Annotated in this window: 18 protein-coding genes, 2 tRNA genes and 2 rRNA genes (1 of these 22 running past the window's edge); 20 read left to right on the top strand and 2 right to left on the bottom strand. The window is 44.3% G+C overall.

Features of this window, described 5'->3' with window-relative positions:
* The first annotated feature begins 276 nt into the window (after positions 1-276).
* Positions 277-747, top strand: a complete 471-nt coding sequence (locus tag D3873_RS13040) for a DinB family protein (protein WP_119884399.1) — start codon at positions 277-279, stop codon at positions 745-747.
* A 188-nt stretch (positions 748-935) separates the two neighbouring features.
* Here the strand turns inward: D3873_RS13040 and D3873_RS13035 are convergent.
* Both D3873_RS13035 and D3873_RS13030 read right to left on the bottom strand, forming a co-directional pair.
* A tRNA-Glu gene (locus D3873_RS13035) sits at positions 936-1,007 on the bottom strand.
* Between the two features lie 102 nt (positions 1,008-1,109).
* Positions 1,110-1,183 (bottom strand) — tRNA-Met (locus tag D3873_RS13030).
* 188 nt (positions 1,184-1,371) lie between these two features.
* Between D3873_RS13030 and D3873_RS13025 the strand changes: the two genes are divergently transcribed.
* From D3873_RS13025 to D3873_RS12935, 19 genes are all read left to right on the top strand, one after another.
* Positions 1,372-3,771 carry a SpoIIE family protein phosphatase gene (locus D3873_RS13025; RefSeq protein ID WP_119884398.1) on the top strand — a complete coding sequence of 800 codons (2,400 nt, stop codon included), beginning with the start codon at positions 1,372-1,374 and terminating at the stop codon, positions 3,769-3,771.
* 36 nt (positions 3,772-3,807) lie between these two features.
* A complete protein-coding gene (tilS, locus tag D3873_RS13020; protein WP_119884397.1) occupies positions 3,808-5,157 on the top strand; it encodes a tRNA lysidine(34) synthetase TilS in 1,350 nt (449 codons plus the stop codon).
* A gap of 26 nt (positions 5,158-5,183) precedes the next feature.
* A complete protein-coding gene (hpt, locus tag D3873_RS13015) occupies positions 5,184-5,726 on the top strand; it encodes a hypoxanthine phosphoribosyltransferase (protein ID WP_119884396.1) in 543 nt (180 codons plus the stop codon).
* A 90-nt stretch (positions 5,727-5,816) separates the two neighbouring features.
* Positions 5,817-7,790, top strand: coding sequence for an ATP-dependent zinc metalloprotease FtsH (gene ftsH / locus D3873_RS13010; protein WP_119884395.1), 1,974 nt, complete (start codon positions 5,817-5,819; stop codon positions 7,788-7,790).
* A gap of 510 nt (positions 7,791-8,300) precedes the next feature.
* On the top strand, positions 8,301-9,065 hold the full coding sequence (locus tag D3873_RS13005) for a type III pantothenate kinase (protein WP_119884394.1): 765 nt from the start codon (positions 8,301-8,303) through the stop codon (positions 9,063-9,065).
* Between the two features lie 37 nt (positions 9,066-9,102).
* The gene (gene hslO / locus D3873_RS13000; RefSeq protein ID WP_119884393.1) at positions 9,103-9,984 is read left to right on the top strand and encodes an Hsp33 family molecular chaperone HslO; all 882 of its coding nucleotides are present in this window, start codon (positions 9,103-9,105) and stop codon (positions 9,982-9,984) included.
* Entirely contained in the window at positions 9,968-10,885 is a 918-nt protein-coding gene (locus D3873_RS12995) for a peptidyl-prolyl cis-trans isomerase (protein ID WP_119884392.1), read from the top strand. The genes hslO and D3873_RS12995 overlap by 17 nt, the downstream gene beginning before the upstream one ends.
* A 123-nt stretch (positions 10,886-11,008) precedes the next feature.
* The gene (gene cysK / locus D3873_RS12990) at positions 11,009-11,929 is read left to right on the top strand and encodes a cysteine synthase A (protein WP_119884391.1); all 921 of its coding nucleotides are present in this window, start codon (positions 11,009-11,011) and stop codon (positions 11,927-11,929) included.
* A 242-nt stretch (positions 11,930-12,171) separates the two neighbouring features.
* Complete coding sequence (locus D3873_RS12985; RefSeq protein ID WP_119884390.1) at positions 12,172-13,590, top strand: anthranilate synthase component I family protein; 1,419 nt, start codon at positions 12,172-12,174, stop codon at positions 13,588-13,590.
* Complete coding sequence (gene pabA, locus D3873_RS12980; RefSeq protein ID WP_119884389.1) at positions 13,587-14,180, top strand: aminodeoxychorismate/anthranilate synthase component II; 594 nt, start codon at positions 13,587-13,589, stop codon at positions 14,178-14,180. Before D3873_RS12985 ends, pabA begins: the two co-directional genes overlap by 4 nt.
* Positions 14,180-15,019, top strand: coding sequence for an aminodeoxychorismate lyase (gene pabC / locus D3873_RS12975; protein WP_119884388.1), 840 nt, complete (start codon positions 14,180-14,182; stop codon positions 15,017-15,019). The genes pabA and pabC overlap by 1 nt, the downstream gene beginning before the upstream one ends.
* Positions 15,020-15,033: 14 nt before the next feature.
* Positions 15,034-15,846: a dihydropteroate synthase gene (gene folP / locus D3873_RS12970; RefSeq protein ID WP_119884387.1), complete on the top strand. Its 813-nt coding sequence runs from the start codon at positions 15,034-15,036 to the stop codon at positions 15,844-15,846.
* An 8-nt stretch (positions 15,847-15,854) separates the two neighbouring features.
* Positions 15,855-16,223, top strand: a complete 369-nt coding sequence (gene folB / locus D3873_RS12965; RefSeq protein WP_119884386.1) for a dihydroneopterin aldolase — start codon at positions 15,855-15,857, stop codon at positions 16,221-16,223.
* Positions 16,220-16,738, top strand: a complete 519-nt coding sequence (folK, locus tag D3873_RS12960) for a 2-amino-4-hydroxy-6-hydroxymethyldihydropteridine diphosphokinase (protein ID WP_119884385.1) — start codon at positions 16,220-16,222, stop codon at positions 16,736-16,738. The genes folB and folK overlap by 4 nt, the downstream gene beginning before the upstream one ends.
* Positions 16,690-16,923: a helix-turn-helix domain-containing protein gene (locus D3873_RS12955; protein ID WP_119884384.1), complete on the top strand. Its 234-nt coding sequence runs from the start codon at positions 16,690-16,692 to the stop codon at positions 16,921-16,923. Before folK ends, D3873_RS12955 begins: the two co-directional genes overlap by 49 nt.
* The gene (dusB, locus tag D3873_RS12950; protein ID WP_119884383.1) at positions 16,920-17,945 is read left to right on the top strand and encodes a tRNA dihydrouridine synthase DusB; all 1,026 of its coding nucleotides are present in this window, start codon (positions 16,920-16,922) and stop codon (positions 17,943-17,945) included. The genes D3873_RS12955 and dusB overlap by 4 nt, the downstream gene beginning before the upstream one ends.
* 109 nt (positions 17,946-18,054) lie before the next feature.
* A complete protein-coding gene (gene lysS, locus D3873_RS12945) occupies positions 18,055-19,545 on the top strand; it encodes a lysine--tRNA ligase (protein WP_119884382.1) in 1,491 nt (496 codons plus the stop codon).
* A gap of 443 nt (positions 19,546-19,988) precedes the next feature.
* Positions 19,989-21,542: ribosomal RNA gene (locus D3873_RS12940) — 16S ribosomal RNA — on the top strand.
* Positions 21,543-21,845: 303 nt separating this feature from the next.
* A 23S ribosomal RNA gene (locus D3873_RS12935) occupies positions 21,846-24,694 on the top strand (it continues 84 nt past the right edge of the window).
* Together the 16S and 23S rRNA genes form the textbook arrangement of a ribosomal RNA operon.

The raw sequence follows: 24,694 nt of genomic DNA, 5'->3' as shown, positions 1-24,694 counted from the left end.
CACGGAAATTGATAGGTTTAATATGGCTGTCGTGTTGATGTGTCGTATTTTATTCGTCTCATCAAATGGCTACTAAATGATGTGTCCTATCGGCGCATAATCGACTTTTATAAGCGGGCTGGAAAGCAAAAGGGTGATCTATCGGCGCGAAAAACCTATACGTGAAGAGCGGATCGCACTGCTGTTCATGATTACCTGTTCGAGTCTTTTAAAATGGAAGGAAGAAGGATTTTTCCTCCGTTTGTCGAATTCGAAGTGAAAAGGAGTGTGGAGTAGATGGCGAAAGAGAAAGTAAAGAAATCACATGAAGACTATCAATCCTGGTTGGAGTCACTGAAAGAAATGAACGAAGAGAAAGCAAACTCACCGTATGCGGAAGGAAAATGGTCACCAAAAGAAATTGTAATGCACTTAGCGGAGTGGGATCGGTATACAGCGGAAGAACGCCTTCCTCACATGAAGGAAGGCGCAAAACTAGATCGTTTTCCAGATTTCGAAACGTATAATAAGCAATCATCTGAAAAGGCGAAATCCCATTCATTTGCAGAGACAGTGGATTATGCTAAGTCGCAACGCCAACGATTAACGGAGGAACTCGACACGTTTCCTGAGTCTCGGTGGACGGAGAAATTTTCGATTGGCGACCATTTTTTATCGATTGAAGATTACTTTATGGATTTTGCGGAGCATGATGCGCACCATAAAAAACAAGTAGACTCCATTCAAGAAAATTCTTCAAAGGAGTAATAGCATTCTCAATCATTGTTTCATCAAGCAAGACGAGGTCTACAAGAGAATACGTGTAGCATCTCGAAGAAAGAAAACTTCAACATCTTATGAGCATGACACGAAAAAGCCACTTTGCCCGAGTAGATCTGTGTTGTTAGTGATTCCTAACAGCTCAGATATTCTACCGGATAAAGTGGCTTTTATGATGACCCCTACGGGATTCGAACCCGTGTTACCGCCGTGAAAGGGCGGTGTCTTAACCGCTTGACCAAGGGGCCGTCTATATAGTCAGCGTTCGTACTTCCTATTTTTTACGCTATCTAGCATTTAAAAGAACGAGATCCTTCATTCATCAAAGTGCTTTCGGCTATAAAAAAAGATGGCGGCAGAGGGGATCGAACCCCCGACCTTACGGGTATGAACCGTACGCTCTAGCCAGCTGAGCTACGCCGCCGTGTTGAAACGAACATGTTTTATCATACAAGCGTGGTTACACTCTGTCAAGATGTCGATTCAACTTATTTTTTTCGCGTTTCTTCCCTGATTTCGTCGAACGATTTTTTTCGTTATGTTCCATCGTTAGACAAACTTTGTTTCGTTCCCTTTTTATACTAGGGGGGCGAAGTAAAGGAGTGGGAATTTGTGAGAACATTTGTAGCACACACATTAAAATGGCACATCAATATGCCTTGGAACCAGCAAGTCTTCCAAATTCGATTAAGGGCTATTCTCGTATCGTTATTGTTTGCAATCGTTGCTGTATTGCTAGCGAAATTTGCGTTATTTGAACATGTCACACCTTTTTTCTTTCCTTTTTGGACGGTGGTTCATTTACGGTATCCAAAATTCCAAAAATTTGTTTTGGCTGGGGGATTAGTTGGTTCTACCTTTTTGGGATTTGGTCAACTATTACTGCAGCTTGCGATGGTTGGAACGTTCTTCCTAACATCTAAACGCCGATTACGTGACTTGTTTCTTCCATTTCAAGTCGGTGTAATTGTGTTAGGTGTCCAATTCGTTTGGCAATACGTGTCGTATGTGAAAGATATCCCAATCTCGGTAATTACGATGGTAGGGTACGAGAGTTTGCTAGCTGCGTTATTTACCATTTTTTTATCTCAAGTAATCGTCCCGGTATATGAGTTAACGATAAAGAAGTGGACAATTGAACGGACCGTCTCCGCGGTCGTCATTGGCGTGGTGGTCTGGTGGAGTATGGAGGACATCCAATTATTTTCTGTTTCGCTTTCTTTGTTAGTGAGTCAATTTCTCCTGTTAGCCGTTTACTATACACAAGGGAAATCGCGCGGTGCCTTTTTTGCAATATGTGTGGGTGTAGTAAGTACCATGACGACACTCGCATTTAGTGGGATGTTGGCAGTCTATGCCTTAACGGCAGTTGGGGTTGCGATCGTAAAAAATAAATCGCGAGTGGGAATTAGTACAGGTATGCTTGGAAGTTACGGATTCATGCTTTTGTATGACGATACGCTTCCCTTAGATGAGGTGTTTTTCACCACATTTGCAGTCGCCTCGCTTCTCTTTCTTTTATTCCCTAAAGACGTGTTGGATCGTTGGGCATATAAAGGGGCAAGTGAGGAGACGAGAATTTTGTTGAAACGCCAAGAGTGGATGAGCGATAAAATGAAGGAGCAATTGGCAAAGTTCCAATCGTTTATCGAATTTTTGGCATCCGTTGTGGGAGCGAAAGACGTGACTGTGGCGGCTACTCTCGATACAACTGTTGGTTTTCCAGCGTGTACAACATGCTTTAAACGAAATCGGTGTTGGGCAAACGGGGAAGACGGCATGGTCCCTGTGGTCCAAGAATGGCGGCAAAAGAGGCCGGTGTCCAAAAAAGGGATGAAGCACCAATTGAACCGATCGATTCAAGAGAAGTGTGTCCGTGCGGAGCAAGTAATTGAAGCATTAGAAGAATCGTATACCACATCTAGACTCGCTAATGAATATGTTCACGGCAGTCAAATGATGGCGTTGCAGCTTAAAGAAATTGGTCAACATGTCGGAAAACTTTTAGCAGATTTAGAATTACCAACGCAGCTTGGAACGAATGAGGAAGAACTATTATGTGAAATGTTTGCTAAAGCGAATGTACCCGTAATCCAGTTGGACATTGTGTCGACGGAGAAGGGTGCCCATAAATTAGTGGTGTGTTTGCCACACGCCACAACGAGAGAAACAACAACGTTAATGGGAGAACGAGTCGTCTTGCCCATTCTACATGCCCATTTTGACGAACCATTTCATCTTGCTGCGGTGAATGAAGTGCAACACCCGTTTAGCCATGTGCAGCTTATATGCGAATCGACTGTTCGTTTCGAATATAGTTACAGTATTTGCGCCACCTCAAAAGAACACACGTTGTATTCTGGCGACACGCATCTAGTTTTTCCGTTACACGAAGGATTAGTTGCTGTCATCTTATCGGATGGAATGGGGCATAATAAAGATGCTTATATGGAAAGTAAGAAAGTGATTCGGTTACTTCGGGAGTGTTTGCAGTATCCGATGAGTCCGGAATCTGCGATGCATACGTTGCACTACTTGATGTCCCTTAAACTTGGTTCGGACTTATATGCAACGGTCGATTTAGCACTCATTGATCTACAACATGGCAAGCTTTGGTCGTATAAAGCAGGTTCGATGGCAACGTATTTGTTTAGCGGACCCGATGTAACGTTGTTGGAAAACTTTCAAGCCCCAATAGGTATGCTCGGAAATATTCAAATGGAAAACCGCACCACAATGTTAAAAGATGGGGATACACTAGTATTTGTCTCAGACGGGCTATTTTCGAGTCAGGATGATTTAGCGCTGCAAGAGAAAGAACTTATTCGACTCGTTCGCAAGTACGCAGAGATTCCTGTATCGATGCAAGCTGATCGAATTGTAGCCGATTTTAAACGTCGCTTTGGTGCGCCAGAGGATGATTGTACGATCATTTTGTTACAAATTCGACATACTGTTCCAGAATGGTCGAGCTTTTCACCTTTCAGCGTGAAAAGTTGGCAGAAAGCGTGATACACTAGTATTCACGATAAGAAAGTAGGTGACGTCATGGGAATCACGGCACACGTTTCCTCTTTTATGGAAACTATATTGAACAGTCAAAAAGAGCCGAGCATTTTAATCGCTTGTTCGGGTGGTCGTGATTCGATGGCGTTAATTCATAGTTGTTTAACATTAGGACTGCATCGAACTTACAAGCTTGGAGTTGTACATGTGAATCATCAACTTCGATTGCAAGAATCGGAAGACGAAGAAGCATTCGTTCGCGCCTTTTGTGAACAAGAGGGTATCGCTTTTCATTCCCAAAAGCTTGCCGTGCAAGAAGCGCTAGAGAAACACGGAGGAAATGTTCAGCACGTTTGTCGCGAACTACGTTATGCGTATTTTAATGAGGTGATGAAAGAGCATGGCTATTCCGTATTGCTTGTCGGCCACCACGCGGATGATCAAGTGGAAACGATTCTTTTAGGATTACAAAAGGGAGCTCCAACTATTGGGATGAAAGCAATTCGACGACTACCTTATGGATTATTGGCACGACCGTTCCTGCTCGTTTCACGAGCGGAAATTAATACATATGTAAACACGCACGAAGTAGCTTACAAAGATGATTCCAGCAATGAAAAACGGAACTATCGACGCAATGACATACGACAAACTATTTTAGCCGATTGGAATAAAGAAAATCCTTCGTTAACAAAAAATGTGGCATTGTGGTCCGAACAAAAAAGAGCAGAAGATGCGTACTTAGATGATATGGTGGAGACGATGTTGGAAGCCTTTATTCATCGGACGGAAGAGAACGTCGTGGCGTTTCCTACAATAGAGTTTGCGAAAGTGCCATCTGCTTTACAAAAAAGAGCAGTTCTACTACTATTAAGCTATCTATACCCACCTAACGCGCGGAATTTTCCGCAAGGGTTAATCGATCAGCTTCACCGGCAATGTGTTCGGTCAGAAGGTTCAGCACATATCGATTTACCATGGAGTGGGCAAGCAAATCGTTCGTATTCTATGATGCGATTTTCACGTCTCAACCGTATGTCTCCAATGGATGAACCTCAACGTCAATCTCCAACACCATTTGTTTTAGGCTCAGTGAATACGCAGCCTCCGAACAAAACCGTTTATTTCCTGCAGTTAAAAGAAAGCGAATTGCCGTTACAGGTACGAAAACGTCAACCAGGTGACCGACTTCTTTTACATGGAATGGAGAAAACGAAAAAGGTTTCGCGCATCTTTATTGATGATAAAGTGCCGGAAGCCATTCGGAATGAAAAGAGTATACTTGTGACGGCAACGGATGAAGTAATTGGCATATTAGGTGTTCGATTAGGAAACCGGTTCACCAAACATAAGGTAGACTCGAGTTCGCATTGGATCCATTTTATCGACTAATCGTCTTATTATCAGGAGGAAATGACATGTTAGAAAAAGATATTCAAGAAGTCTTAATTTCAGAAGAACAAATTCAAGCGAAATGCCGAGAGCTTGGCGAAACGTTAACGCGTGATTATTCCGATAAGTTTCCACTTGCTATTGGCGTGTTAAAAGGCGCGATGCCTTTTATGGCGGATGTGATGAAACGTATGGACATCTACATGGAAACAGATTTTATGGACGTTTCAAGCTATGGAAATGCAACCGTTTCTTCTGGTGAAGTAAAAATCGTCAAAGACTTAAACACTAGTGTGGAAGGTCGAGACATTTTAATCATCGAAGATATTATTGATAGCGGATTAACATTAAGTTACTTAGTGGATTTGTTCAAATACCGTAAAGCGAAATCGATTAAAATTGTGACATTGCTCGACAAACCGTCTGGTCGAAAAGTGGATTTACAAGCAGATTACATTGGCTTTGATGTGCCGGATGCTTTCGTTGTCGGATACGGATTAGACTATATGGAAAAATACCGTAATTTACCCTACATTGGGATTTTGAAAAAAGAAGTATATTCTTTTTAAGCATTGAACTAGGCAAATCGTTGTACCCCAATTTACTGGTATGATAAGATTACCTATAGTTTTTCTGTATTTATTGTGAGGAGGCTCGGGATGAATCGAATATTTCGATACACCATATTTTATTTGCTAATTTTCCTCGTCATTATCGGGATTTTCGGAACGTTCAACAATGACAAGAACCCAACCGAAGAGCTGACTTACGGCGAGTTTTTAACCGCATTAAAAAATGAAGAAGTGAAAGAATTTACTATGCAACCGGATGCGGCCGTTTATGTCATAGAAGGTAAAATGAAGGACGCAAAAAAGGATGAATCGTTTGTCCTAAACGCTCCTTTAACAGATGAGTTTACAAAAGAAGTAACAAATATTGCAGATCAAACGGATGTAACGGTGTTAAAAACACCGGAAACAAGTGGATGGGTTCAATTCTTTACTGGTTTAATACCATTCATTATTATTTTCATCCTGTTCTTCTTCTTATTAAACCAAGCGCAGGGCGGCGGAAACCGAGTGATGAACTTCGGAAAAAGCAAAGCCAAGCTATATGATAACGATAAGAAAAAAGTTCGTTTCAATGATGTTGCTGGAGCGGATGAAGAAAAAGCAGAATTAGTTGAAGTAGTAGAATTCTTAAAAGATCCGAAGAAATTTGGAGAAATCGGGGCTCGTATCCCGAAAGGTATTTTACTCGTTGGACCTCCAGGGACAGGGAAGACGTTGCTAGCTCGAGCAGTTGCAGGGGAAGCCGGCGTACCTTTCTTCTCCATCAGTGGTTCTGACTTCGTTGAAATGTTTGTCGGTGTCGGTGCCTCTCGTGTACGTGATTTGTTTGAAAATGCAAAGAAAAACGCTCCTTGTATCATTTTCATCGATGAAATTGACGCAGTAGGTCGTCAACGTGGTGCAGGTCTTGGTGGCGGTCACGATGAGCGTGAACAAACATTGAACCAATTACTTGTTGAAATGGATGGTTTCGGAGCTAACGAAGGTATTATTATCGTAGCAGCAACAAACCGACCAGACATTCTAGATCCTGCATTATTACGTCCTGGTCGATTTGACCGTCAAATTACTGTTGGACGCCCTGATGTAAAAGGTCGTGAAGCAGTACTTCAAGTACATGCTCGCAACAAACCATTAGACGAAAATGTTGACTTGAAAGCTATTGCTCAACGCACACCAGGATTCTCTGGTGCGGATTTAGAAAACTTACTAAACGAAGCAGCATTAGTTGCTGCACGTAGTAATAAGAAGAAAATTGATATGGCGGATATTGATGAAGCAACAGACCGTGTCATTGCTGGTCCTGCGAAATCAAGTAAAGTCATTTCAGCAAAAGAACGCAAAATTGTCGCATTCCATGAAGCTGGTCACGTCGTGATCGGATTAACATTGGATAATGCGGAAATCGTGCACAAAGTAACGATTGTTCCTCGTGGGCAAGCTGGCGGATACGCGGTAATGCTTCCGAAAGAAGACCGTTACTTCATGACGAAGCCAGAATTGCTCGATAAAATTGCTGGTCTACTCGGTGGACGTGTGGCGGAAGATGTTGTGTTCGGAGAAGTTTCTACTGGAGCTCATAATGACTTCCAACGTGCTACTGGTATTGCCCGTAGTATGGTAACGGAATACGGAATGAGTGACAAACTTGGACCAATGCAATTCGGCCAAGCGCAAGGTGGAAATGTCTTCTTAGGAAGAGATTTTAATTCCGAACAAAACTACTCGGATGCGATTGCGTATGAAATTGACCAAGAAATGCAATCGATCATTAAAGAACAGTACAAACGTACACACGAAATCCTAACGGAAAAACGTGACCTTCTTAATTTGATTGCGACAACGTTATTAGAAGTAGAAACATTAGATGCAGCCCAAATTAAACATTTAAAAGAACATGGTACATTACCAGTTCGTGACTACGGTTCAACTGCTGTAAAAGAAGAAGAAACCGAAGTTGTTGATGTGACGGGATCTGCAAATGATCCATCTACTGGTGACTTACCGAAAGAAGCCGATGGAAATTTACCATCTGGTGAAATTCCAGAAGACCATAAATAATAATGCGAGAGCTGATGTACCCCGTTCATGGGACATCAGCTCTTTTTCTTCCGTTATTGTATGCGCGTTACTAGTAGGTGGAAAGGTTGAGTCATAATTCAATGGAAATAGGGTCGTTTTCTGCTGGTTTTATTGGAAAAGAGGAACATAATAGGTGCTATGGACTAGTCGATGTGCGATTCTCGGAGATTATGTGCGATGGAGGGTAGAGTTGGTGCGATTCTTGCTCAATTAGTGATAGTTTTGCTTGAAAAGTACAACTTTTCCCCAAATTAGCCTTGTTTTCCTGAAAAATGTGCAAGTAAGTGGAGAGGAAGTCGATTCTCTCGGTGAATGCTTGCACGCCTTGTGATTACTCGAAAACTTCTCTAATGGTGTGATCTCTTTCTGATAATAAAACGCGAGACAACGCACGTGTAGAGAAAAATTTGCGCTCGAGGTGGAGTTTTTCATTCCTGAAAGTGTGTGTGGTATGATGTTTTCAACTATAGAAATTTTGTGAGGTATCGTATGTTACTCGTTTTAGATATTGGAAATACGAATATTGTGCTTGGTGTGTATGAGAAAGATACATTGACACATCACTGGCGTATGGAGACAGACCGTCATAAGACAGAAGATGAATACGGTATGCAAGTAAAGTCGTTATTTGACCATGCGGGACTACATTTTTCGGATATTACAGGAATTATTATTTCATCTGTAGTGCCACCGATCATGTTTTCTATTGAGCGGATGTGCCAGAAATATTTTGGTATTAAAGCAGTAGTGGTGGGACCTGGTGTGAAAACTGGGTTGAATATTAAATACGACAATCCGAAAGAAGTGGGTGCAGACCGGATTGTGAATGCAGTTGCTGCGTTAGAAGAGTACGGAGCACCACTCGTAATTGTGGATTTTGGTACCGCGACAACGTATTGTTTTATTGACGAAAAAGGAAATTATATGGGTGGTGCGATTGCGCCAGGTATTGGTATTTCTACGGAAGCATTGTTCGCGAGAGCATCTAAGCTTCCACGTATTGAGTTAGCGTTGCCAGAGCAAGTTGTAGGGAAAAACACGATATCAGCAATGCAGGCAGGAATTGTGTATGGCTATGTCGGGCAAGTAGAAGGTATTGTGAAACGAATGATTGCGCAAAGTAAAGAGACACCGACAGTTGTCGCAACTGGTGGAATGGCAAATTTAATCGCGGCGGAAACAAACGTGATTGACTATATTGATCCTTACTTAACGTTAAAAGGGTTGCATACCATTTTCACACGAAACAAGTAGTCGAAAAGACGTAAATAGTAGAAAGAAGGAATAGATGATGCAAGATTATTTAGTTAGAGCATTAGCATTTGATGGGAAAGTTCGAGCGTTTGCCGTACGTTCTACGGAGACAGTTGGAGAAGCACAAACTCGTCATGTGACATGGCCAACTGCTTCTGCAGCATTAGGACGTGCAATGACTGCTGGAGTAATGATGGGTGCAATGTTAAAAGGGGAAGACAAAATCACGATCAAAGTAGAGGGTAATGGTCCTATTGGTGCCATAATTGTCGACAGTAATGCAAAAGGAGAAGTTCGTGGGTATGCATCGCATCCTCAAACGCATTTTGATTTAAATGAACACGGTAAACTTGATGTAAAACGTGCAGTCGGCACAGAAGGTACGTTAACAGTTGTGAAGGATTTAGGAATGCGCGATTTCTTTTCCGGAAGTGTTCCATTAGTATCGGGTGAGTTAGGAGAAGACTTTACGTACTATTTCGCTTCATCTGAACAAGTACCATCGTCAGTTGGTGTTGGGGTATTAGTGAATCCTGACAATTCAATATTGGCTGCGGGAGGGTTTATTATCCAACTAATGCCTGGCATCGAAGATGAAATGATCGCGGTTATTGAAGAGAAATTAACCGCAATGGAACCTGTCTCAAAATTAATCGCGAAAGGTCTCACACCGGAAGAATTGCTTCAAACAATATTAGGCGAAGAAAATGTACAAATTTTAGATCGCCAAGACATAACGTTTTCATGTAACTGTTCGAAAGAGCGTTTCGGTGCAGCTATTATTGGTTTAGGGGAACAAGAAATTCAGGAAATGATTGAAGAAGATGGGCAAGCTCATGCGCAGTGCCACTTCTGTATGGAAACGTACTTGTTCTCGAAAGAAGAATTGGAGACATTTATCGATGAGACGAAGTCCTAATGTGCCAACACCTAAACCTGCAAGAAGGTTAAAAACAAAGCCAGTTTTAGTGGTCTTATCCGTCTTGCTTCTCGGGAATTTACTGTGGTTTATCGCATGGTTAATTCCTAATAAAGCGTCTGGTGGAAACGAGGAAGTTGCTTCTGTAGGTGGAGAAGCGATTAGTCGAGAAGACTGGATGGTGGCAATGGAGAGTCGTTATGGAAAAGAGACGCTTCTCGATTTAGTGAACATGAAAGTAATGGAAAAAGCAGCTACTAAGTATGCATTAAAAGCAACGGATGAAGAGATAGATCTCGAATTATCTCTTCTTCGTTCAGCGCAAGATAGCACAAGTCAGCATGCATTTGGTTTAGATGAAAAAACACAACGTGAAAAAGTGCGCGCACAACTTTTGCTTGAGAAAGTTTTAACAAAGGATGTCGTCATTGAAGATGATGCGATCCGTACATATTTTGATGAGAATAAATCGCTTTATAACATACCATCAGCTAGAAAATCGAAAATAATTGTCGTCGCATCAAAAAAAGAAGCAGAGGAAACGTGGAAAGAGCTTGAAGATGGTTCGTCGTTTGAAGCACTTGCTCGCGAACGCTCCATTGATACAACTTCTGCTGCTCTTGGTGGTGACATCGGGTATGTAACGGATGAATACGAGGATCCGGCAGTTGCTGATGCGGCATTTACATTAGACAAAGGCGAATGGAGCGAACCCGTTGCGATGTCCAATGGTTCGTATGCCATTGTTGTCGTGGAACAAGTAGTCGAGGGGAAAACGTTCCAATTCGAAGAGGTAAAGGACCATATCAAACGTGAATTGGCACTGGAACAATTGCCGCAATCCGTGTCGCCAGAAATTTTCTGGAAAGAATTTGACACCAAATGGTTTTACGGTGAATAAAGTAAATTACAAGCAGTTTTCTGACCTTTCAGGAGACTGCTTTTTCGTTGACATGTGGCTTTGAAGACTGATACGATAGAGATATTAAAACCGATTAAAGTACTAGGAATTAGGAGGGTGTATATGACTCGAGTGGGAAATTCAGTAGTAGATTTAATAGGCAAGACACCAATTGTGAAACTGAACCGTGTGACTGGACCTGAAGATGCTGAGATCTATGTCAAATTAGAGTATTTTAACCCAGGAAGTTCGGTAAAAGATCGAATTGCGATTGCGATGATCGAATCAGGAGAACGCGATGGAAAGTTAACGGAAGGTTCCACTATCGTTGAACCAACTAGTGGCAACACTGGAATTGGTCTTGCAATGGTAGCTGCGGCGAAAGGATACAAATCAGTCTTAGTTATGCCAGACACGATGAGTATGGAACGTCGCAATTTACTTCGTGCATACGGTGCAGAACTTTACTTAACGCCTGGTGCTGAAGGAATGAAAGGCGCTATTGCAAAAGCAACGGAGCTTGCAGAAGAAAATGGTTGGTATATGCCTCAACAATTCAGCAATGAAGCGAACCCTGAAATTCACCGTTTAACAACTGGACCGGAAATTGTGGAAGCGATGGACCAATTGGATGCATTCGTTGCTGGAATTGGTACGGGTGGGACGATTACTGGAGCCGGAGAAGTGTTGAAAAAACAATTCCCGTCGATTGAAATCGTTGCAGTGGAACCAACGGACTCTCCGATATTATCTGGTGGACAGCCGGGACCACATAAAATCCAAGGAATTGGGGCTGGATTTGTCCCAGATATTTTAGATACGACGATCTACAATACAATTATTCAAGTATCGAATGATGATGCCTATGCTACTGCACGAAAAGTCGCAAGAGAAGAAGGGATTCTTGGTGGTGTTTCTTCTGGAGCAGCAATCCATGCGGCAATAGAAGTGGCGAAACGACTTGGAAAAGGCAAAAAGGTTTTAGCAATTTTACCATCCAACGGCGAGCGTTATTTAAGTACACCTCTTTATCAATTTGATTAAGGATAAAACTAGCCATGGGCCACGAGCCCATGGCTTTCTTTATGGCGTCAAGTCACCCGGTGCGGTGAACCGAAAAAGAAAGCAGCTAATATATGCACGTAGGAATTTCTCTTCAGCGGTATTTTTTCACTTAATACATACGATGGACGACACATCAGAGACGTTTCTAAACGATATCGAATGGAAATATGCAGACTTTCACGATAAGATAAATGTATTACATGAAGCAGGAGGAACGTGTCATGACTACCGTTCAAATCCATACTACATCGATTCCGATGGAGAAAGATGCCTTTTTTTATGCGTATAAAACGTTCACACAATCCGTGAAGCATCATGCCTTGCTAGAAAGTGGTCGTGGTGGCCAATTGAGCACAGCTGCATGGAATCCGTTAGCTATTTTACAATCTACCGAAGAGGGTTTATACATTCAGTGGCGCGACGGGAAAGTAGAAACGCGCAAGGGGGAGGCCCTTCATTTACTAGATGAACTAGTGAGCGAATACAGAGTGCCTTATCAATCTAGTTTACCTGATTTTCAAGGTGGAGCGATTGGTTTTATCACATATGATTATGCGCGTAAAATTGAAGTGCTGCCAGAGGATACGGTGGATGATTTACATATTCCAGATGTCTATTTTTACTTATTTGATAAGTGGGCGGTCTTTGAGCATGAAAAAAATGAGCTACACATCATGCAGTTGTCCACGTTAGACGACACAACAAGTGAAGATGCTATCGCTTGGCATGAAGCCTCTCAAAATGGACTTGCAGCTCGACACTTCGAAGCGGGAACGGCAACGGAAGTGCCAGCGGATCACCATGAGCTACATTTTTCTATGGCAGGAATGGAATTTGAAGAAGCTGTAAGGCGCGTTCAAACGTACATCCGTCAAGGAGATGTGTTTCAAGTGAATTTATCGGTGCGTCAGTCAAAACAGTTAGACGTAGAGCCGATTGTATACTACGAAGCACTTCGATCATTTAATCCCTCTCCTTATATGGCGTATCTTCATTCGGACGAATTCGCGATTGTATCTGGCTCACCAGAGTTGTTGGTGAAGAAAAAAGGAGATGAGCTCTCCACTCGCCCTATTGCAGGGACGAGACCACGCGGGAAAAATGAAGAGGAAGATTTACTGTTGGCGAAAGAGCTGATTGACAATGAAAAAGAACGGGCAGAACATGTCATGCTTGTTGATTTAGAGCGCAATGATTTAGGTAAAGTTTCTACTTACGGGACAGTCGAAGTGAACGAATTTATGGTAATTGAACGATATTCGCATGTAATGCACATCGTTTCGAATGTTCGCGGGAAGTTAGCTGAAGGAATGACAAATGCGGAAGTCGTACGTGCAATGTTTCCTGGCGGAACGATTACAGGAGCACCAAAAATTCGTACGATGGAAATTATTGAAGAATTAGAACCGGTTCGAAGAGGTCTTTATACAGGTTCAATTGGTTGGTTCGGTTATTCAGGCGATTTAGAATTAAACATTGTCATTCGAACAGCGTATATACAGCATCAAATGGCGCACATTCAAGCAGGAGCTGGCATTGTAATCGATTCAGTACCCGAACTTGAATATATGGAGTCGTTGAACAAAGCGAAAGCACTTTGGCAAGCAAAAGCGATGGCAGAAGGAGTCAAAACGACATGATCTTGATGATTGATAATTATGATTCGTTTACGTTTAACTTAGTGCAATATTTTGGAGAGCTTGGAGAATCACTTGTCGTTAAACGAAACGACGAAATCACTCTTGACATGATTGCTGAAATGGCTCCTTCGATGATTGTCATTTCACCAGGTCCGTGTAGCCCAAATGAAGCAGGGGTTAGTTTAGATGTCATTGCTTATTTTGCTGGGAAGATCCCTGTGTTTGGCGTTTGTCTTGGTCATCAATCGATTGGACAAGCATTTGGTGGAAAAGTCATCCTTGCAGAACGATTAATGCACGGCAAAACGTCGCCTGTCTTTCATGACAATAAAGGCGTAAATGCTGGAATGCCGAATCCATTTACTGCTACAAGGTACCATTCGCTTATCGTCGAAAAAGAAACATTGCCTGATTGTCTAGAAGTAACATCGTGGACATCCGAAGGAGAAATTATGGGACTTCGACATAAAGAATTTGCGGTAGAGGGCGTTCAATATCATCCTGAATCGATTATGACAGAAGAAGGAAAGCGACTTCTACAAAATTTCATCAACACCTATGTGCATCAAGATAAGAAGGTAGAAGCCTAATGTGGGTGTGGAAAAATGGGGAATTTCTGCGCAAAGAAGAGCTCACCATTTCCCCATATGACCACGGTTTTTTGTACGGATTAGGGTTCTTTGAAACGTTTCGAACGTACAACAATTTGCCATTTTGTTGGGACGCGCATGTGAAGCGATTGCATGATGCGTTGCAAGAGTATCGGATCGCGATGCCGTATGCACTGGATGAACTGCTACAAGTGATTCGTGAGTTGAATGAGAAAAATGAGGGATCAGACGGCTATTTTCGATTAAACGTAACGGCTGGAGTGCATGATATTGGCTTGCAACCATCCTCCTACGAGCGACCAACCGTCATTTTATTCCGAAAAGAATTGCCGAACGCTCCTCGAGGGACAGAAAAAACGGCCACCATTGTCAACGTCGTGCGGAACACACCGGAAGCTTCTGTTCGTCACAAATCGCATCACTACGCGAACAATGTCCTCGCTAGGTTTGAATTGCCATCGCTAGCAGAAGTAGAAGGCATTTTGTTGACGCAAAACGGGCACGTGGCAGAAGGCATCACGTCTAATGTGTTTTGGACGAGCGGAAACACACTTTTTACACCTGCAATTTCAACGGGTATTTTACCGGGAGTCATTCGGGAGTGGGTGCTGAATCATGCGGAAAGTGTGGGGTTGTCCGTTCGCGTTGGGGAGTTTTCCAAAGAGGTGTTCCTGTCTGCGGAAGAAGTCTTTTTGACGAACTCTATTCAAGAGATCGTGCCAATTCGACAGCTAGGTGACCATCTTCTTATGGGAAATGAAGGACCTATCTATCAACGTTTGCACGCATTATACCAACGTCAAGTAGAGCAGTTGTAAGGAGTGTATGATACATGGAATGGACAAGTGAATTTACGAAACGAACGATTATTATGGGGATTTTAAATGTGACACCAGATTCTTTTTCGGACGGTGGGAGTTATACGACAACCGATCGCGCGGTGAAACGGGCGTTAGAAATGATCGAAGAAGGTGCCGATATTATCGATATTGGAGGAGAATCGACTAGACCGGGTCACACTGCATTAACGTCGGAAGAAGAAGTGGAGCGTGTCATTCCGATGATTCGTGCAATTCGTTCCGAAACAAACATTCCCATTTCGATTGATACGTATAAAGCGGATGTAGCTGAAGCGGCTATTCAAGCAGGTGCAACGATTATAAATGACATTTGGGGTGCGAAACGAGAACCGAAAATCGTAGAAGTTGCTGCAGCACACGGTGCACCGATTATTCTGATGCATAATAGAGGAGAGACCACCTACCATTCTTTTTGGAACGATGTGAAGCAAGATCTAGAGGATAGTATTCAACTCGCTGTAAATGCTGGTGTACCAAAAGAGAATATCTGGTTAGATCCGGGTATTGGGTTTGGGAAAACGACTTCTCAAAATATTCGCATGATGCAACATTTACGTGATTTAGTGGCGATGGGCTACCCTGTGTTACTTGGAACGTCCCGTAAATCGATGATTGGAAATGTATTGCAGTTGCCAGTGGAGGAGCGACTAGAAGGCTCTCTTGCGACAGTAGATTATGGAATTATGGTTGGATGCCACATCGTCCGAGTACATGATGTGAAAGAAACAGCTCGATCTGTCCGGATGATGGATGTATTAGTGGGGAAACAAACTTATATGGAGTAGGTGAAAAAGTGGATTACATACATGTAAAAGACATGGAATTTTGGGGAAATCACGGTGTATTTCCAGAGGAAACACGACTTGGACAACGATTTCGTTTGTCTGTTTCGCTTGCCTTGTCGCTAAAAGAAGCTGGTGAGTTGGATGATTTAAACAAGTCCGTTAATTATGGGGACGTATTTATGCGCTGTGAAAGGATTATGGAAGGCTCGCCGGTAAAGCTGCTAGAGACACTTGCTGAAACAGTGGCGAACGATTTGTTAACCACCTATAAAGGGTTGGTAGAAGGCTGCCGAGTAGAAGTAATTAAACCAGATCCACCGATTCCTGGTCATTATAAGGAAGTTTCGGTGGAAATAACAAGAGGTCGATTCTCATGAATACGGCCTTTTTATCATTAGGAACAAACATGGGAGATCGAGAAGGAAATCTTCGAGAGGCGCTTCGTTTGTTAACCAAAACAGATCATCTGCATGTGAAGAAGATGTCGTCTATTTATGAAACAGCACCAGTCGGGTATTTAGATCAAGGATCTTTTTTAAATTGTGTCGTGCAAGTAGAGTGTGAACAATCAGCAGATGAGTTGCTTGAAATCTGTATGCAAGTGGAACAAACGCTGGGACGAGTACGGGATATCCGGTGGGGTCCTCGGTGCATAGACCTTGACATCTTACTATTTAATCACGACAATATAGAGTCGGAGAAACTGATAATTCCTCATCCGAGGATGCACGAGCGAGGATTTGTTTTAGTTCCACTTGTCGAAATCGATCCTCAAGGTGTTCATCCTGTCTTACAACGATCGTTGCAAGACTTAGTGAAGCAACAGAGAGAAGGCATACAACTATGGAAGCAAGTCGAATCGGTCGAAGAATTCGTGCATTTCGGAAATTAAAAAATATAAAACAGACAGATTTTTCAAAAGAACTAGGAATATCTGTTTCCGTTTTTGGTCAAATCGAACGCGGAGAGCGATCCGCATCAGCGGAACAACTGCAGCATATGGCAACGTTTTTTCAAATAGATGTAGCAGAGTTAATGGGAACAGTATCATCAACTGGAAAGGAGGAAGAGTCATGACAACTGCAACAAAAAAGCCGTTTCAAATAGGGAACCACGTGATGGATAACCGGGTTGTGTTAGCTCCGATGGCAGGTATATGTAATTCGGCATTCCGACTTACGGTGAAAGAATTTGGTGCTGGCCTCGTGTATGCGGAAATGATCAGTGATAAAGGGATTGTTCAAAAAAACGAGAAAACATTGAGTATGTTATATATCGATGAACGGGAAAATCCATTATCGTTACAAATTTTTGGCGGAGATAAGGAGAATCTTGTCGAGGCGGCGAAATACGTGGATCAACATACAAGTGCCGATATTATCGATATTAATATGGGTTGTCCTGTATCAAAAATCATTAAATGCGAAGCTGGGGCAAAGTGGTTATTAGATCCGGATAAAATTTACGAAATGGTAGCAGCTGTTGTAGATGCCGTCGATAAACCTGTCAGCGTCAAAATGAGAACAGGCTGGGATGAAGAGCATATCTTCGCGATAAAAAATGCACAAGCGGTAGAACGAGCTGGCGGTGCAGCGATTGCTATGCACGGTAGAACCCGTGTTCAAATGTATGAAGGAAAAGCGGATTGGGACATTATTCGCCAAGTAAAAGAAAACGTATCCATTCCGGTGATCGGGAATGGGGATGTTGAAACACCTCAAGATGCGAAACGTATGTTAGATGAAACAGGCGTAGACGGTGTAATGATTGGAAGAGCGGCACTAGGAGATCCGTGGATGATTTACCGAACAGTCGAGTACCTAGAATCTGGAGAGTTAAAACCAGAGCCAACCGTCCAAGAAAAGATCGACATTTGCTTGTTGCATTTTGACCGCTTAGTCGCATTGAAAGGCGAAAAAGTGGCTGTGCGTGAAATGCGAAAGCATGCTTCGTGGTATTTAAAGGGAGTTCGGGGAAATGGTATTGCTCGTAATTTCATTAACCAAACCGAATCAGCTATTGAATTAAAGGACTATTTAAATGAATTTGCACGTCTTCATTCAGAGGGATCTCGTGCACTAGAAGCAAGTGTAATGTAAGTTTGGGCTACCATGAATTGTGGTAGCTTTTGTCTTGTCCGAAAAAATTGTGTACAATGAGAAGATTATGAATGAAAGAAGCGGTACCGCTTAAGAGGAGTGAAGGATAATGTCACATTTAGATGAATTAAATGATCAACTTTTGGTGAGACGTCAAAAGATGAAAGATATACAAGAAACTGGAATGGACCCATTCGGAGGCAGATTCGAGCGTTCTCATCTATCGGATGCGATTAAAAAAGAATACGAAAACTATTCAAAAGAGCAACTAGACGAAGAGTCACATGTGGTCACAATTGCTGGCCGTATTATGACAAAACGCGGAAAAGGGAAAGCGGGATTTGCGCACATTCAAGACTTTGGCGGACAAATTCAACTTTACGTACGTAAAGATGCAATTGGCGAAGATGCATACGCGCTTTTCAATAGTGCAGATCTTGGGGACATCGTAGGGGTTACTGGAACGGTATTCCGTACGCAAGTAGGAGAGCTTTCTGTAAAAGCGACTACGTTTACGTTTTTAACGAAATCGCTTCGCCCAATGCCTGAAAAATTCCACGGATTAAAAGATGTGGAACAGCGGTATCGTCAACGTTACTTGGATTTGATGACAAGTGACGACAGTAAACGGACGTTTATTACTCGTAGTAAAATTATACAATCGATGCGCCGTTACTTAGATAACCAAGGGTATCTAGAAGTGGAAACACCACTCATGCACTCGATTGCAGGTGGAGCAGCAGCACGCCCATTCGTTACCCATCACAATGCATTAGATATGACCTTATACATGCGTATTGCGATTGAGCTTCATTTGAAACGCTTAATCGTTGGTGGATTAGAAAAAGTCTATGAGATTGGGCGAGTGTTCCGTAATGAAGGAATCTCCACGCGCCACAATCCAGAATTTACAATGTTAGAGCTATATGCTGCATATGCGGATTACAACGACATTATGGAATTAACGGAGAATGTCATTTCACACGTCGCGCAAGATGTACTAGGTACAACGACGGTGAAATACGGAGAAGACGAAATTGATTTGTCTCCAGGCTGGAAACGAGTTCATATGGCAGATGCAGTCAAAGAAGCAACTGGTGTAGATTTCTGGACGGAAATGACGAAAGAAGAAGCGCATGCATTAGCAAAAGAGCATGGTATTGATGTGAAGGACTCTATGGAAGTTGGCCATATTTTAAATGAATTCTTTGAACAAAAAGTTGAAGAAACGCTTGTTCAACCAACTTTCGTTTATGGTCATCCAGTAGAAATTTCTCCATTAGCGAAGAAAAATCCAGAAGATCCTCGCTTTACCGATCGATTTGAATTATTCATTGTTCGTCGAGAGCATGCGAATGCCTTTACGGAATTAAATGATCCAATTGATCAACGTGAGCGTTTCGAAGCGCAGTTAGTGGAGAAAGAAGCAGGTAATGACGAAGCGCACGAGATGGATGATGATTTCATCGAAGCGTTAGAATACGGAATGCCTCCAACAGGTGGGCTAGGAATCGGAATTGACCGATTGATTATGTTGCTTACGAATTCCCCATCAATTCGTGATGTACTATTATTCCCGCAAATGAGACATAGAGATTAAATGAGGAAGAGGCTGGGACAAATGTATGGTTTGTCCCAGCCTCATTTTTCTTTTGGAAATAAAAGTGTCAAAGAATGAAACGTAGCATGCTGGGCGGATTTCGGAAAAATAAATTTAATTGTCTTACTTTTTGAAAAGGACTTGCTCGCTGAAAAGTATGGTGATATAGTAATCAAGTTGCTTCGAAACGAAGTAATGAATGACACAAAATAGTAAACTTAATCGTTGACAACAAAAACGAAAGTTGCTATTATATAAAAGTTGCTGTCACGAGCTGACAAGTAACAAACTGAACCTTGAAAACTGAACAGCAAAACGTTAACTATAAACGTTTGTCGGTAACCGACCTCCGTCGGAGCCACAAACAAAACTGGAACAGCAATGTTCCTTTTAAATGGACATCATTAAGATGCCAGCAAACAGCATGAGCAATCATGCTCTCTATGATGGAGAGTTTGATCCTGGCTCAGGACGAACGCTGGCGGCGTGCCTAATACATGCAAGTCGAGCGGAAAGAAGAAGAAGCTTGCTTCTTCTGATTTTAGCGGCGGACGGGTGAGTAACACGTGGGCAACCTGCCCTGTAGATTGGGATAACTCCGGGAAACCGGGGCTAATACCGAATAATCCTTCGGATTTCATGGTCTGAAGTTGAAAGACGGTTTCGGCTGTCACTACAGGATGGGCCCGCGGCGCATTAGCTAGTTGGTAGGGTAACGGCCTACCAAGGCGACGATGCGTAGCCGACCTGAGAGGGTGATCGGCCACACTGGGACTGAGACACGGCCCAGACTCCTACGGGAGGCAGCAGTAGGGAATCTTCCACAATGGACGAAAGTCTGATGGAGCAACGCCGCGTGAGTGAAGAAGGTTTTCGGATCGTAAAACTCTGTTGTGAGGGAAGAACAGGTAGGGGAGTAACTGTCCTTACTATGACGGTACCTCATTAGAAAGCCACGGCTAACTACGTGCCAGCAGCCGCGGTAATACGTAGGTGGCAAGCGTTGTCCGGAATTATTGGGCGTAAAGCGCGCGCAGGCGGTCCTTTAAGTCTGATGTGAAAGCCCACGGCTCAACCGTGGAGGGTCATTGGAAACTGGAGGACTTGAGTGCAGAAGAGGAAAGCGGAATTCCACGTGTAGCGGTGAAATGCGTAGAGATGTGGAGGAACACCAGTGGCGAAGGCGGCTTTCTGGTCTGTAACTGACGCTGAGGCGCGAAAGCGTGGGGAGCAAACAGGATTAGATACCCTGGTAGTCCACGCCGTAAACGATGAGTGCTAAGTGTTAGGGGGTTTCCGCCCCTTAGTGCTGCAGCTAACGCATTAAGCACTCCGCCTGGGGAGTACGGCCGCAAGGCTGAAACTCAAAGGAATTGACGGGGGCCCGCACAAGCGGTGGAGCATGTGGTTTAATTCGAAGCAACGCGAAGAACCTTACCAGGTCTTGACATCCCACTGACCGGCATAGAGATATGCTTTTCCCTTCGGGGACAGTGGTGACAGGTGGTGCATGGTTGTCGTCAGCTCGTGTCGTGAGATGTTGGGTTAAGTCCCGCAACGAGCGCAACCCTTGATCTTAGTTGCCAGCATTTAGTTGGGCACTCTAAGGTGACTGCCGGTGACAAACCGGAGGAAGGTGGGGATGACGTCAAATCATCATGCCCCTTATGACCTGGGCTACACACGTGCTACAATGGACGGTACAAAGGGTTGCGAACCCGCGAGGGGGAGCTAATCCCATAAAACCGTTCTCAGTTCGGATTGTAGGCTGCAACTCGCCTACATGAAGCCGGAATCGCTAGTAATCGCGGATCAGCATGCCGCGGTGAATACGTTCCCGGGCCTTGTACACACCGCCCGTCACACCACGAGAGTTTGTAACACCCGAAGTCGGTGAGGTAACCTTTTGGAGCCAGCCGCCGAAGGTGGGACAGATGATTGGGGTGAAGTCGTAACAAGGTAGCCGTATCGGAAGGTGCGGCTGGATCACCTCCTTTCTAAGGATAATTACGGAAGATGAACCTTCGGTTCATCGGTTAACGTTTTGCGTTCAGTTTTGAAGGTTCACAAGAAAAGCGGAATGAGGCATGATAGGCCGACTACCACTTTGGACCTGCGACTGCGTCATCTTGATGACGAGGGAGTAGGGAAAAGAGGTTGCGGACTGCCGAGTGAGCTAAACAGTGAAAACTTCAAACTTGTTCTTTGAAAACTGGATAAAACGACATTGAAAGCAACACATTGTAAGTAAGATTCAAGGTAAACAGTTTTTAAACTGTTTCCATGCAAGGCTTATTAACGGTTAAGTTAATAAGGGCGCACGGTGAATGCCTTGGCACTAGGAGCCGAAGAAGGACGGTACGAACACCGATATGCCTCGGGGAGCTGTAAGTAAGCATTGATCCGGGGATTTCCGAATGGGGAAACCCACTGTTTTTAATCGAGCAGTACGTTTACGTGAATTCATAGCGTAATCGAGGCACACCCAGGGAACTGAAACATCTAAGTACCTGGAGGAAGAGAAAGAAAAATCGATTCCCTGAGTAGCGGCGAGCGAAACGGGAAGAGCCCAAACCAAGAGGCTTGCCTCTTGGGGTTGTAGGACACTCAATACGGAGTTACAAAAGAACGGGGTAGGCGAAGCGATCTGGAAAGGTCCGCGAAACAAGGTAACAGCCCTGTAGTCGAAAGTTCGTTCTCTCCTGAGTGGATCCTGAGTACGGCGGAACACGTGAAATTCCGTCGGAATCCGGGAGGACCATCTCCCAAGGCTAAATACTCCCTAGTGACCGATAGTGAACCAGTACCGTGAGGGAAAGGTGAAAAGCACCCCGGAAGGGGAGTGAAAAAGATCCTGAAACCGTGTGCCTACAAGTAGTTAGAGCCCGTTAATGGGTGATAGCGTGCCTTTTGTAGAATGAACCGGCGAGTTACGATTGCGTGCAAGGTTAAGCTGAGAAGGCGGAGCCGTAGCGAAAGCGAGTCTGAATAGGGCGAATGAGTACGTAGTTGTAGACCCGAAACCAGGTGATCTACCCATGTCCAGGGTGAAGGTAAGGTAACACTTACTGGAGGCCCGAACCCACGCATGTTGAAAAATGCGGGGATGAGGTGTGGGTAGCGGAGAAATTCCAATCGAACCTGGAGATAGCTGGTTCTCTCCGAAATAGCTTTAGGGCTAGCCTCAAACGTGAGAATCCTGGAGGTAGAGCACTGTTTGGACTAGGGGCCCATCCCGGGTTACCGAATTCAGACAAACTCCGAATGCCAGAGATTTATGTTTGGGAGTCAGACTGCGAGTGATAAGATCCGTAGTCAAGAGGGAAACAGCCCAGACCACCAGCTAAGGTCCCCAAGTAATTGTTAAGTGGAAAAGGATGTGGCGTTGCTTAGACAACCAGGATGTTGGCTTAGAAGCAGCCATCATTTAAAGAGTGCGTAATAGCTCACTGGTCGAGTGACGCTGCGCCGAAAATGTATCGGGGCTAAACAATTCACCGAAGCTGTGGATTGACACCGTAGGTGTCAGTGGTAGGAGAGCGTTCTAAGGGCGTTGAAGCTAGACCGGAAGGACTGGTGGAGCGCTTAGAAGTGAGAATGCCGGTATGAGTAGCGAAAGACGGGTGAGAATCCCGTCCACCGAATGACTAAGGTTTCCTGAGGAAGGCTCGTCCGCTCAGGGTTAGTCGGGACCTAAGTCGAGGCCGATAGGCGTAGACGATGGACAACAGGTTGATATTCCTGTACCACCTCCCCGCCGTTTGAGTAATGGGGGGACGCAGTAGGATAGGGTAAGCGTGCCGTTGGTTGTGCACGTTCAAGCAGTGAGATGTGGAATGAGGCAAATCCCGTTCCTATAACATTGAGCTGTGATGACAAGGACCACTTGGTCTGGAGTTCCTGATTTCACACTGCCAAGAAAAGCCTCTAACGAGGCGGGAGGTGCCCGTACCGCAAACCGACACAGGTAGTCGAGGAGAGAATCCTAAGGTGATCGAGAGAACTCTCGTTAAGGAACTCGGCAAAATGACCCCGTAACTTCGGGAGAAGGGGTGCTCTATTAGGGTGTTAAAGCCCGAGAGAGCCGCAGTGAATAGGCCCAGGCGACTGTTTAGCAAAAACACAGGTCTCTGCAAAACCGTAAGGTGACGTATAGGGGCTGACGCCTGCCCGGTGCTGGAAGGTTAAGAGGAGTGCTTAGCGCAAGCGAAGGTGCGAATTGAAGCCCCAGTAAACGGCGGCCGTAACTATAACGGTCCTAAGGTAGCGAAATTCCTTGTCGGGTAAGTTCCGACCCGCACGAAAGGCGTAACGATCTGGGCACTGTCTCAACGAGAGACTCGGTGAAATTATAGTACCTGTGAAGATGCAGGTTACCCGCGACAGGACGGAAAGACCCCGTGGAGCTTTACTGTAGCCTGATATGGAATTTTGGTACAACTTGTACAGGATAGGTAGGAGCCTAAGAGCCCGGAGCGCCAGCTTCGGAGGAGGCGTCGGTGGGATACTACCCTGGTTGTATTGAACTTCTAACCCATACCCGTAAGCCGGGTAGGAGACAGTGTCAGGCGGGCAGTTTGACTGGGGCGGTCGCCTCCTAAAGTGTAACGGAGGCGCCCAAAGGTTCCCTCAGAATGGTTGGAAATCATTCGTAGAGTGTAAAGGCAGAAGGGAGCTTGACTGCGAGACCTACAAGTCGAGCAGGGTCGAAAGACGGGCTTAGTGATCCGGTGGTTCCGCATGGAAGGGCCATCGCTCAACGGATAAAAGCTACCCCGGGGATAACAGGCTTATCTCCCCCAAGAGTCCACATCGACGGGGAGGTTTGGCACCTCGATGTCGGCTCATCGCATCCTGGGGCTGTAGTCGGTCCCAAGGGTTGGGCTGTTCGCCCATTAAAGCGGTACGCGAGCTGGGTTCAGAACGTCGTGAGACAGTTCGGTCCCTATCCGTCGTGGGCGTAGGAAATTTGAGAGGAGCTGTCCTTAGTACGAGAGGACCGGGATGGACACACCGCTGGTGTACCAGTTGTTCTGCCAAGAGCATCGCTGGGTAGCTATGTGTGGACGGGATAAGTGCTGAAAGCATCTAAGCATGAAGCCCCCCTCAAGATGAGATTTCCCATTACGCAAGTAAGTAAGATCCCTCA

The organism is Paenisporosarcina cavernae, from assembly GCF_003595195.1.
Taxonomy (GTDB): domain Bacteria; phylum Bacillota; class Bacilli; order Bacillales_A; family Planococcaceae; genus Paenisporosarcina; species Paenisporosarcina cavernae.
This window is presented reverse-complemented; position numbering and strand designations above follow the sequence as displayed.

Coding starts and splice junctions, on each gene's coding strand:
- D3873_RS13040 (WP_119884399.1), top strand. CDS start 277: ATGGCGAAAGAGAAAGTAAAGAAATCACATGAAGACTATCAATCCTGG.
- tilS (WP_119884397.1), top strand. CDS start 3,808: ATGGGAATCACGGCACACGTTTCCTCTTTTATGGAAACTATATTGAAC.
- hpt (WP_119884396.1), top strand. CDS start 5,184: ATGTTAGAAAAAGATATTCAAGAAGTCTTAATTTCAGAAGAACAAATT.
- ftsH (WP_119884395.1), top strand. CDS start 5,817: ATGAATCGAATATTTCGATACACCATATTTTATTTGCTAATTTTCCTC.
- D3873_RS13005 (WP_119884394.1), top strand. CDS start 8,301: ATGTTACTCGTTTTAGATATTGGAAATACGAATATTGTGCTTGGTGTG.
- hslO (WP_119884393.1), top strand. CDS start 9,103: ATGCAAGATTATTTAGTTAGAGCATTAGCATTTGATGGGAAAGTTCGA.
- D3873_RS12995 (WP_119884392.1), top strand. CDS start 9,968: ATGAGACGAAGTCCTAATGTGCCAACACCTAAACCTGCAAGAAGGTTA.
- cysK (WP_119884391.1), top strand. CDS start 11,009: ATGACTCGAGTGGGAAATTCAGTAGTAGATTTAATAGGCAAGACACCA.
- D3873_RS12985 (WP_119884390.1), top strand. CDS start 12,172: ATGACTACCGTTCAAATCCATACTACATCGATTCCGATGGAGAAAGAT.
- pabA (WP_119884389.1), top strand. CDS start 13,587: ATGATCTTGATGATTGATAATTATGATTCGTTTACGTTTAACTTAGTG.
- pabC (WP_119884388.1), top strand. CDS start 14,180: ATGTGGGTGTGGAAAAATGGGGAATTTCTGCGCAAAGAAGAGCTCACC.
- folP (WP_119884387.1), top strand. CDS start 15,034: ATGGAATGGACAAGTGAATTTACGAAACGAACGATTATTATGGGGATT.
- folK (WP_119884385.1), top strand. CDS start 16,220: ATGAATACGGCCTTTTTATCATTAGGAACAAACATGGGAGATCGAGAA.
- D3873_RS12955 (WP_119884384.1), top strand. CDS start 16,690: ATGGAAGCAAGTCGAATCGGTCGAAGAATTCGTGCATTTCGGAAATTA.
- dusB (WP_119884383.1), top strand. CDS start 16,920: ATGACAACTGCAACAAAAAAGCCGTTTCAAATAGGGAACCACGTGATG.
- lysS (WP_119884382.1), top strand. CDS start 18,055: ATGTCACATTTAGATGAATTAAATGATCAACTTTTGGTGAGACGTCAA.